This window comes from Arcicella aquatica (genome assembly GCF_034928825.1).
GTDB classification, from domain to species: Bacteria; Bacteroidota; Bacteroidia; order Cytophagales; family Spirosomataceae; genus Arcicella; species Arcicella aquatica.
The window spans coordinates 18,420-28,874 of record NZ_JAYFUL010000063.1; the positions used below are offsets into that span (position 1 = coordinate 18,420).

At 35.4% G+C, this 10,455-nt stretch carries 7 protein-coding genes; 5 read left to right on the forward strand and 2 right to left on the reverse strand.

Annotated elements, in window-relative coordinates:
• Positions 1-77: 77 nt before the first annotated feature.
• On the reverse strand, positions 78-2,783 hold the full coding sequence (locus VB264_RS22995; protein ID WP_323253423.1) for a TonB-dependent receptor: 2,706 nt from the start codon (positions 2,781-2,783) through the stop codon (positions 78-80).
• A gap of 362 nt (positions 2,784-3,145) precedes the next feature.
• Here VB264_RS22995 and VB264_RS23000 point away from each other — a divergent pair, with 362 nt between their 5' ends.
• The 3 genes from VB264_RS23000 (at position 3,146) to VB264_RS23010 (ending at position 6,140) form a co-directional block, all read left to right on the forward strand.
• Positions 3,146-4,141, forward strand: coding sequence for an alpha-E domain-containing protein (locus VB264_RS23000; RefSeq protein ID WP_323253425.1), 996 nt, complete (start codon positions 3,146-3,148; stop codon positions 4,139-4,141).
• A gap of 192 nt (positions 4,142-4,333) precedes the next feature.
• Positions 4,334-5,065, forward strand: coding sequence for a peptidase (locus tag VB264_RS23005; RefSeq protein WP_323253427.1), 732 nt, complete (start codon positions 4,334-4,336; stop codon positions 5,063-5,065).
• Positions 5,066-5,318: 253 nt separating this feature from the next.
• On the forward strand, positions 5,319-6,140 hold the full coding sequence (locus VB264_RS23010; RefSeq protein ID WP_323253429.1) for an aminotransferase class IV: 822 nt from the start codon (positions 5,319-5,321) through the stop codon (positions 6,138-6,140).
• A 242-nt stretch (positions 6,141-6,382) separates the two neighbouring features.
• Here VB264_RS23010 and VB264_RS23015 read toward each other — a convergent pair whose 3' ends face one another.
• Positions 6,383-7,195 carry a tRNA threonylcarbamoyladenosine dehydratase gene (locus tag VB264_RS23015; protein WP_323253431.1) on the reverse strand — a complete coding sequence of 271 codons (813 nt, stop codon included), beginning with the start codon at positions 7,193-7,195 and terminating at the stop codon, positions 6,383-6,385.
• Between the two features lie 272 nt (positions 7,196-7,467).
• On the opposite strand from VB264_RS23015, the gene VB264_RS23020 reads away from it, so the two are divergent.
• Together VB264_RS23020 and VB264_RS23025 are read left to right on the forward strand one after the other, a co-directional pair.
• Positions 7,468-9,303, forward strand: coding sequence for an alpha-amylase family glycosyl hydrolase (locus VB264_RS23020; RefSeq protein ID WP_323253433.1), 1,836 nt, complete (start codon positions 7,468-7,470; stop codon positions 9,301-9,303).
• A gap of 220 nt (positions 9,304-9,523) precedes the next feature.
• Positions 9,524-10,249, forward strand: a complete 726-nt coding sequence (locus tag VB264_RS23025) for a hypothetical protein (RefSeq protein ID WP_323253435.1) — start codon at positions 9,524-9,526, stop codon at positions 10,247-10,249.
• Positions 10,250-10,455: the final 206 nt, after the last annotated feature.

Here is a 10,455-nt window from a genome sequence, read left to right on the forward strand (position 1 = left end):
CAAGTTCCAAGCATACGTTATCATAAGAAAAGCCAGTCGCTCAATGAGCAACTGGCTTTTTGTGTAACTAAGCATTCTTAAAATTTAACATTCAAACTTGCATTGAAAATGGTACCTAATTGGCTGAATTGTGAGCCATCATAAGTAACATTTGAATAACGACCATTGAACGTAATCAAATTATATTGTTCATAATATTTAGCAGATGGCACATTGTTATTTACATCATAACGTGTTTTAGCACCTGTTTTAACATCGACAAAATCCCATTTAGGCATTATGTTCAAAATGTTGTTTACATTAAATGTAAAAGTAACTTTTGAAGAGAACGGTACACTAACTGATAAATCTGAAACGACTGCTGGAGTAAATTCAGTATCCGTATTAGCATCTAACCCATTTTGGTGGAAATGTGTTTTTCCGAACAATGTATTGTTCAAGTTGAAACTTATTCCTTTGATTAAATAATCGAAACCAAGAATTACTTTATATTTTGGACGAGAAGAGAATAATAAAGCGTCTTGTGTTCTGTCAAAAATAGATTTACCTGCATCAGCAATTACCTTAGGGTTGTTGATAGAAGTGTATTCGTTTACGAATGTATAGTTACCTGCTAAATTGATACCTAATTTACCCATCCCTAATTCAAGGTTTTTCTGAGAAACCACGAAGTCAAGACCAGAAGTAGTAGTATTCAGTGCATTAGCAAAGAAACTTACAGCAACGATACCGTTAGATGTCAAGATATTATCCAAAGCTGTATTACCAGCTGGAGTACCTGAAATTTCAGAACCTAATACGATACGGTCTTTAACTTTAATATTGTAATAGTCAAAAGTAACACTTAGGTTTTTAGTAGGATTTAAGCCTAAACCAAGCGTAAAGTTTGTCGATTTTTCAGGCGTTAATTTTGGTACTCCCAAGGCAAAAGCTTGTGGACTTACGTTATTAACAACCCCTTTTGTTTGAATACCTTGTCCTGGTACAAAACTAGCCTGTGCTTGTTGTTGATAGATTTGGTGCAACAATGGTGCACGGAAACCTGTAGAATACGAACCACGTAACGTAATTTGGTCGCTTATTTTATAACGTGAACTGATTTTGTAAACAGTAGCATCACCAAAATCGCTATAGTGTTCAGAACGTATTGTTCCGTTTACTAAGAATTTATCAGTGAAATCATAGGCTACGTCAAAATATCCACCAAAGTTAAAACGACTATTTGAGCCAGCATTGTTGGGCGTTGTTCCTGGGAATGAATCAGCACCAGTACCTACATAAGAAGAAGTATCACCTACAAAAACAGTGAAGGTTTCAGCACGGAATTCTGAACCAAAAGAAAGGCTTAGTTTATCACTTACTTGTTTTGAAATATCAATGTTTCCAACGTTATGACTAAACTCATATCCACCTGGTTTGAAATAAGTTGGCGAGTTCTTTCCTAAGCTACGGTTTACTGAGTTCGAAACAGTGTATAATTGCTTATTACCGCCCGTTGTAAAGCTCAAATCTGTTTTCCAACCATTGGTTTCACTTTTAACACCTACCGTAGCAGTGTAGTCATTCAAATCTCCTTGGAAAGTAGGTACATAACCCATATATGTTTGACCCGCAGGTGTTAGCAATCCATTATCAGTAGGTCTCCAATAAGGCGTACGATAGTTGGCAAAGCTGTTTACTCTTTTATAGACATAAGCAGCGGTATAGTAAAACTCAGATTTTTCACCTACAGAATATCCACCATTTACCAAGAATTTGGCAGCCGTATTTTCTGGCTGACCATTGATATTCCCAGCATCTGGCTTAATGGCTAAGAAGCTCTTAACTTGTGCCAAAGGAGCATCAAAACCAAGGCTTGCATCCGCTTCTGCATCAGCACTCACTACACCTGGACGGTTTGCCAAAGTAGTACGGCTAAAATCAATGGTATAGTTGATGTATCCTTTTTCAAAATTAGAACCATTGTTTACTGCAAAGCCAATATGTTTTCCATCTCCTTTGCCAGTAACTCCCATCGTTAATGTAGCCGAGCCATAATCAAATTTATCCTTTAAGATAATGTTCATTACACCCGCAATGGCATCAGAACCATACTGTGCAGAAGCTCCATCACGTAAAATCTCCACACGCTTAATCGCTTGTTGAGGAATGGCAGAGATGTCGGCACCAGATTCACCACGACCGGGCGAAGTCTGAATGTACATCAAAGCACTTGTGTTTTTACGTTTACCGTTGATCAAGATTAAGGTACGGCTAGGACCCATGTTACGGATTTCGTAAGGGTCAAGCAATGACGTAGCATCGTTTACAGGAGTATTCACTGTGTTGAAAGATGGCACACGATACTGAAGGGCTTTGTCGAATGATGTTTGGCCCGTAGACTTTAAATCAGCAGCAGAGAGGATATCAAGGGGTAGGGGCGTATCGGTCATCGTTCTTTTAGAGTTTCTACTACCAGTTGATATGACAATTTCATCTAACTGATTACTAGAAGCAACAAGAGCCACCTTTAAAACACCTGTACCCACTGGTACTTCCTGAGTGATGTAACCAATAAATGAAACCGTTAGGGTAGTTACAGAAGTAGGCACTTTTAATGTAAATTCTCCTGTACTAGTTGCAACCGTTCCACGCTTACTACCCTTCATTACAATAGACGCACCCGCAAGGGCTGTACCGTCTTTAGCATCTGTTACTTTACCAGTAATCGTTTTGTCTTGGGCATAGATTTGCCCCTTAAATCCAAGCACCGCAAGGATTACAAGTAGAAAAATTTTTTTCATGTGTTTTTTAGAAAAGATTAATATTAATTTGGTTATTTTAACAAAAAGTTAAATAACTATTTGCAATATAGCATAAAAAAAATATTATTGTGTATCACTTATTTTTAATTTATTTATGTCTAAAAAGTAGAATAATTATTTTTCAAGGAAAAATATGACAAAAAAAAGAGTGAATAATTTTAATCAATTTTAACTTGCTAAATTCAGGAAGAAGGTGTTGATTAAATAGATTTTTATTCTAATTTTATGAATAGGTAAACGTCAAGAAAACGTTAATTTTTCTTTATAAATTATCAGATGTTCATTTGTTGAGAAGCGAAATTGTTTTCAGAATTTCCCATTAACGTATTAAACCCAAATGTATGCTTAGCAGAGTAGCAAATTCTATCTATTGGATGAATCGGTACATCGAACGTGCCGATAATTATGCCCGTTTTATTTCGGTAAACTTCAATTTAGCACTTGACTTACCTCCTGACGTACCTGAACAGTGGGAGCCATTGATTATTGCGACGGCAGATAATTTTATCTTCCAGAAACACTATGATGCCCCAACTCGTGAAAATGTATTGTATTTCATGGCTTTTGATGTAAAAAATCCAAACTCGATATTATCGTGTTTGCTTGAAGCTCGTGAGAATGCAAGAACCATTCGCGAGAGTATTTCTCGTGAAATGTGGGAGTATGTCAATCAAATTTATTGGACGGTAAAAGACGCCGCTGCCGAAAGTAAGTCTTGGGAGTTGGCAAGGTATCAGGGATTCTTGGAAAATATCAAAACTGGTAGCCAGTTGTTTTATGGAATTGTTGATTCTACCATTACCAGAGGTGAAGGCTGGCACTTCGGGCGATTAGGCAGACTGATTGAGCGTGCCGATAAAACAACAAGATTTTTGGATGTAAAATATTTTACACTTTTACCAGAAATTGGAGCCGTAGGTTCCCCGCTCGATTTAATGCTTTGGTCATCTGTATTAAAATCAGTAAGTGCCTACAATATGTTTCGTCAGCAATATCAGGTAATGAATCCGTCGGCCATTGTAGATTTCTTATTGCTTGATAAAAAATTCCCACGTTCAGTAATGCACTGTATTCGTCAGGCTGAATTATCACTTTATGAAATATCTGGAACAGCCATTACGGCTTCTTATTCAAACCCAGCAGAAAAAGCCTTGAGTAAGTTGCGTTCGGAAGTAGAATTTACCGAAATCAAAGATATTTTTGACACAGGTTTGCATCAGTATCTTGATGAATTTCAACAAAAAAATAACGGTGTAGGTAAAGCCATCTTTCAAACTTATTTTGATTTAAAACCCGTAATCAACGAAGAAATTCCCCTAAATATGGTACAACAATAAGTAGTTTTTTTACTTTTGTATGTTAGTTATTTTTACTTATAACTATAAAACCACTTTTTACAAAAAGACAGGAATCATTGGTTTCACATATAACTGATTTTGTACGATTAAACCCGCAATTTAACAATTGCCTGTTTTAGTATAAAAACACTTGATTGAGCCAGCGGTTCAAATAAATTATCGACTGTGCAAATGACATATTGTTTAGGGATTAAAGTACGTGGCGGTTTGGTAGCTATTGCAGATACTAGAATTACTGCTGGAACGGAGGTTTACTCCAACAAAAAGGTATCTATCCACGAAGTAGGTAACCATTCTCTTTTTATAATGACCGCAGGATTAAGATCAATCCGTGATAAATCTGTCATTTATTTCAATAGACTCACCGAAGAAAAAGGCTGTAAGTTTGATTATATGTTTGAAGCCGTCAATGCTTTTGGTGAAATGATTAGGAAAGTTGCTGAGGAAGATAAAGCAATGTTGAAATCAGAAGGATATAATTTTAATTTACATTCAATCGTGGGAGGACAAATGCCCCATGATGACGAACATAAATTGTTTTTGATTTTTCCTGAAGGTAATTGGATAGAAATTAATGAAGGGTTGAAATATCAAATCATTGGTAATTCAAATTATGGAAAACCATTGTTGAACCGTACTTTGTCTTATGAAACATCTTTGGAAGATGCCCTTAAATTAGGATTTCTATCATTTGATGCTACCCAAGTAAGTGCCAGTGATGTTGATTATCCGATTGATGTTATCGTTTATCAAAAAGATAGTTTCAATGTAATTGAACATCGCCTTACGAAAGATGATATGAGCGATGTGACCAAAAAATGGAATGCATTGCTGAAAGAATCTGTTGATAATTTGCCTAATGAATGGCTACAAAATATTTTAGAAAAAAGCTGTGAAGTTTAATATATAATTCGAGGCTTGATATTGTTGAACAATATCAAGCCTTGTAATTTATCCAACTTCCAAGCTATCTTCATGTGTTTTCCTTCCCTTATAACCTTGGTTTATTCCTAATCCATTGGTTTTTTCTAAATCCGTCTTTTATTAATATTTCGAATGTTGAGTATATTTTTTAGTTAAATTTTACTTGAAATTTAACTCTAAATACGAAATTATGAATGAGTTATAAATTTCAATTCTTTTTATTAACAACAAAATGCAAGAGTATATTTATTTAAATGGCCAAATTGTTCCCGCAGAAAAGGCTAATATTCATGTAACTGATCTTGGATTGCTAAGAGGGTATGGTATTTTTGATTTTTTTCGGGCCATCGATGGAAAACCAATTTTTATTGAAGACCATCTGGATAGGTTTGAAAATTCTGCAATGATGATGGGGTTAACTATTCCGGCTTCTCGTGAAGAACTTAAAAATATCATTTTGGAAATTATTAACCTACATCCGCAAGCATTGTTAGGCGTAAAGATGGTAATGACTGGCGGTTATTCTCCTGATGGTTATACCCCTGCTGAACAGTCAAACTTAATTGTAATGGGTAAACCCTTTGAGTTTAAGCCTGCCGATGTGGGAATGAAGCTCATGAGTGTTGAATACAGAAGAGAAATTCCTGAAATAAAAACGCTGAATTATATTGTGCCGATTAGGGCGTTATCCAAAATGAAAGAAAACGGTGCTGACGATGTATTGTATCATCAAAATGGTTTGATTTCAGAGTCTTCCAGAAGTAATATTTTTATCATTAAGAATGAAAAAATCATTACTCCAGTAGAAGGAGCTTTGTTTGGCGTTACCAGAAAGCATATTCTTAATTTTGCTAAAAGATATTTTGTTGTGGAGGAAAGAGACCTAACGACCCAAGAATATTGGGATGCGGATGAAGTTTTTACCACTGGAAGTACCAAAAGAATTGTAGCTATTACGCAAACAGATAATAAAGTATTTAGTGACGGCAAGGTAGGTAAAATAACGAAGAAACTTCAAGATTTGTTCTTAGAACATGAAAAGAATTTTGGGTAAAGAAACATGAGTCATCCCGAATTTTCTCATAAATCTGTACATTTTAAAAGATTTCAAAGATTTTTGGATTTATACTCGACCTTACTTTTTGTCTTGATACAAAAAGTAACAAAAAAATCAAGAATTCCTAAACTCGCTTCGCTCAAACAGTAGGAATTCGATAAAAATCAATCACAAAAAAGGGGTCAAAACTAATTTTGACAGCTTTTTTGTGATTTTAAAATTCGGGATGACTCATGTTTCTATTTATTCATTTTCCTCTTTTTTTCTAATTCCTGTTGTTTCTTTTCTCTACTAGCCAAAGCTTTTAGTTTCTTTTCCATCTCGATAGGGAGCCCTAGTAAATCCCTTAAAACAACTGAAGCACAAACCCCTCCGAAGGCTGCTGGCATATAAGAAATAGTGCCATAGGCAGATTTTTTAAAGTTTGAGCCATCGGTCAACATCAATGATTCTTCCATCATTTTTTCTGTAGAATAAACTGCTTTGATGCCAGAACGAATGCCAAGTTTACGCAAACGCTTGCGGATAAGTGAAGCTAGATAACATTCACGGGTATCAAACAAATCGGCCGTACGAATTTTTGTAGGGTCAACTTTTCCACCAGCTCCCATAGAACTTACTATGCGTAAATTTTTGTGATGCGCTGTTGTTAATAACGTTAATTTCGGAGTGATAGAGTCGATACAGTCCATCACATAATCAAAATGATTGTTTGTTAGTATTTCTTCTACGGCTTCTGGCGAAAGAAACTCACGAATACTTGTCAACTTCAACTCAGGATTAATTGCCAATAGGCGTTCTTCCATCAAGTCAGCCTTAGGCTGTCCATGGGTTGTTGAAAGAGCCGGCAATTGCCTGTTTCTATTAGAAGGGTCGACGACATCACCATCTACGATTGTCATCGTTCCTACGCCCGAACGGGCTATAAATTCTGCTGCAAAAGAACCAACGCCACCAAGCCCTACAACCAATACATGAGCATTTTGTAGTTTCTGGATACCTTCATCGCCTATTAATAATTTGGTTCTACCAAGCCAAGCTAAATCACTCATTGTTCAAGAATTATGCTCATAAACTTCGTTGTTATGAGCCCGTAAAAGGGTAGTTACCCTGAGTTTACAAAATTACTGAACTATCATTAATTTTTCAGATAAGTAAATAAATCCTTGATAGAATTGTAGAAAAAAATGCACACTTATAAAAATTTGTGTAGAATTTGTATTGACAAATCCACCTACTTTTTAAATATTTTACTGGCATATAAATTTATATATGAAGACTATATCACTAATAATTTCCGAAACTTGTTCAACTATTAATCAATATGGGAAGCCAAAATAATATTGTAGAGAGTGAAAAAATTCTTGTTGACGGAATGGGAGCAATCATTCACGAAAATGGAGTATTTTTTAGAGTATGGGCACCGAACGCTCAAGAAGTAATTGTTTTTGGCTCATTTAATGACTGGGATTCATCCGAATTCCCTCTTGAACATGAAGGAAATGGCTATTGGGGCGGTAATGTCTTTAGTGCTAAAGCTGGAGATGAATATAAATTCTTTTTGAAAACTCCTTCTGGAGATTTACAAAGAAACGACCCGTATGCTCGTAAACTAACTAATTCCATAGGGAATTCAATAATATATGACCAAACTAATTTTGACTGGGAAGAAGATGATTTTCAAATGCCAACTTGGAATAAGTTGGTTATCTATGAACTGCATGTGGGTACTTACCATGTGAAAGAAAAAGGTAAAGTTGGCGATTTCTATAGCTTAATTGAAAAACTTGATTACCTACAACAGCTAGGAATCAATGCCATAGAAGTGATGCCTCCTTTTGAATTTCCTGGAGATTTTTCATGGGGATATAACCCATCATATCCGTTTGCTATTGAATCAAGCTATGGTGGACCCGATGCCTTCAAGGCATTTATCAAAGCTGCTCATCAACGCGGTATCGCTGTGATTTTAGATGTAGTCTACAATCATTTTGGACCAACAGATATGGATATGTGGCAGTTTGATGGCTGGCAAGAAAATGGTTTAGGGGGCATTTATTTCTACAATGACTGGCGTTCGGCTACTCCTTGGGGAGATACTCGTCCTGATTATGGAAGACCAGAAGTGCGTCAGTACATTCGCGATAATGCTATTATGTGGTTGGAAGAATTCAGAGTAGATGGACTCAGAATGGACATGACACCCTACATCAGAAGTGTAAAAGCCAATGAAGATTTAGGCACTACTATTCAAGAAGGGTTAAGTTTAATCAGGATAATTAATGCTGAAGTTGCTGAAAAATATCCTTGGAAAATCGTCATTGCAGAGGATTTACACGGCTTAGACTCCATCACCGACCATTTAGGCAATGAATGTGGCTTGGGCTTTGGAAGCCAATGGGATGCCAATTTTGTACATCCAATCAGAAATGTTTTAATTACACAAGAAGATGAAAACCGTAGCATAGAAAGTGTTTGTATCGCTTTGTTAAATAAATATTCAGGAGATACTTTTAAAAGAGTAGTCTATACCGAATCACATGACGAAGTAGCGAACGGTAAGGCAAGAGTAGCTGAAGAAATAGCTTTTGATAATGTTAATAATTGGTACTCAAAGAAAAGAGCATCATTAGGCATTGCTTTGGTAATGACGGCAGGAGGAATCCCGATGTTGTTCCAAGGGCAAGAATTATTAGAGGATAAATGGTTTTCAGACACTGATCCTATTGACTGGAGCAGAGCTGAAAAGTTTAAATCTTTCACCAGTTTGCATCGAGATTTGATTAAACTACGTCTTAATCATGACGGTAATACGGAAGGATTAACAGGACAGAATACTCAGATTATTAAAACTGACGAAATCCATAAGATTATAGTTTTTCAACGTTGGAGCAAAGGTGTGCCTGGTGATAACACCGTGGTTATACTTAATTTTTCTAATAAGTCTTATGAAGATTTTTCAATAGGCTTCCCTCAACAGGGAATATGGAAATTGAGATTTAACAGCGATTGGGAAGGCTATGATAAAGGTTTTGATAATTTTGATTCAACGAGTATTCGTACAGAACAAGGAGAATATGACGGAATGCAACATCACGCTTCCATTTCAATTGCCCCTTATACGGCATTGATTTTCTCTCAGGATAAGATGAATTACTAGCGGTGGGTAGAGGGCATATATTCACAAGGAATGTTACGGCATTCCTTGTGTTGTTTTAAACAAGAATGATATTTTTCCATAAAAAAACATTAATATTTTACTTATCTCAGAGAAAAAATCATTTATAGTAGACAACACTGTTTATATAAACAATATACCTGAGTATTTTAGAGTTCCATAGACAAAAAGTAGTTAAAAACATTAATTTCAAACGTATCTCATGAAAAAAATAAGCATTATTACATTGATAATGAGTTTTCTGGTTATCAATTCTTTTGCACAATCACCCGATTCTGTCTTCAATAAATTTTATGAAAGTACTGGTGGTTTGCCACTTTGGAAGAAAGTAAAGACTTATACCTTAAAGCAATCGTTTGTTGCCAATGCAGCCACTGATTATGACATGGAAGTGAAGGCATCATTACCAGATAATTCTATGCTTAAAACAAAAACGATTATGAAGCGTAGTTTTATTTATGGCAAAAGTACTGCAGACGCCTTTTTGAAAATTCCGACTGGAAGCCGTGATAAGGCTATGATTTATGATGTAAAAGACCTAAGCGCAAAAGAACAAGCGAATATGAAAAGAGAAGTAGGCGATTTCTTATTACCATTCTTGAATTATGAAGAAAAAGGATATATCGCTACTTATGTAGGTTTAGAAGTGATTGGAGCCCAAAGATTACACCATATTGAGTTGAAGGGCAAAGATATCAAGCACGATTTGTATTTTGATAATATCACTAATTTCCTTACGAAGGCTAAATATAAATTGCCTACTGGTGAAGAAATTACACAAGATTATAATGTTTATACAACTTCTGATTTTGGTTTAAAATATCCATCAGCAGGTACTTATTACAGCAGTATTGATAAAAAAGTGGTTAAGTTGACAAACGTCTTCATTTTTAACCCAGTTTTTGAAGCTAATACTTTCAAACGCTAAACAATAAATAGTAAATATCAATCCAATTGAACAGATTGGATTGATATTTTTTTGTAACACACATCACATACTATGGATAAATAATTACTACTCTACCCGATGAAAAATCAGAATTAATAAAAAAAGGCTGAAATTTGTAGTTCCTAAGCAACAAATACAGCCTTTTAATGAAAAATATCATCGGTATCAAAATTAAAGATTTATTC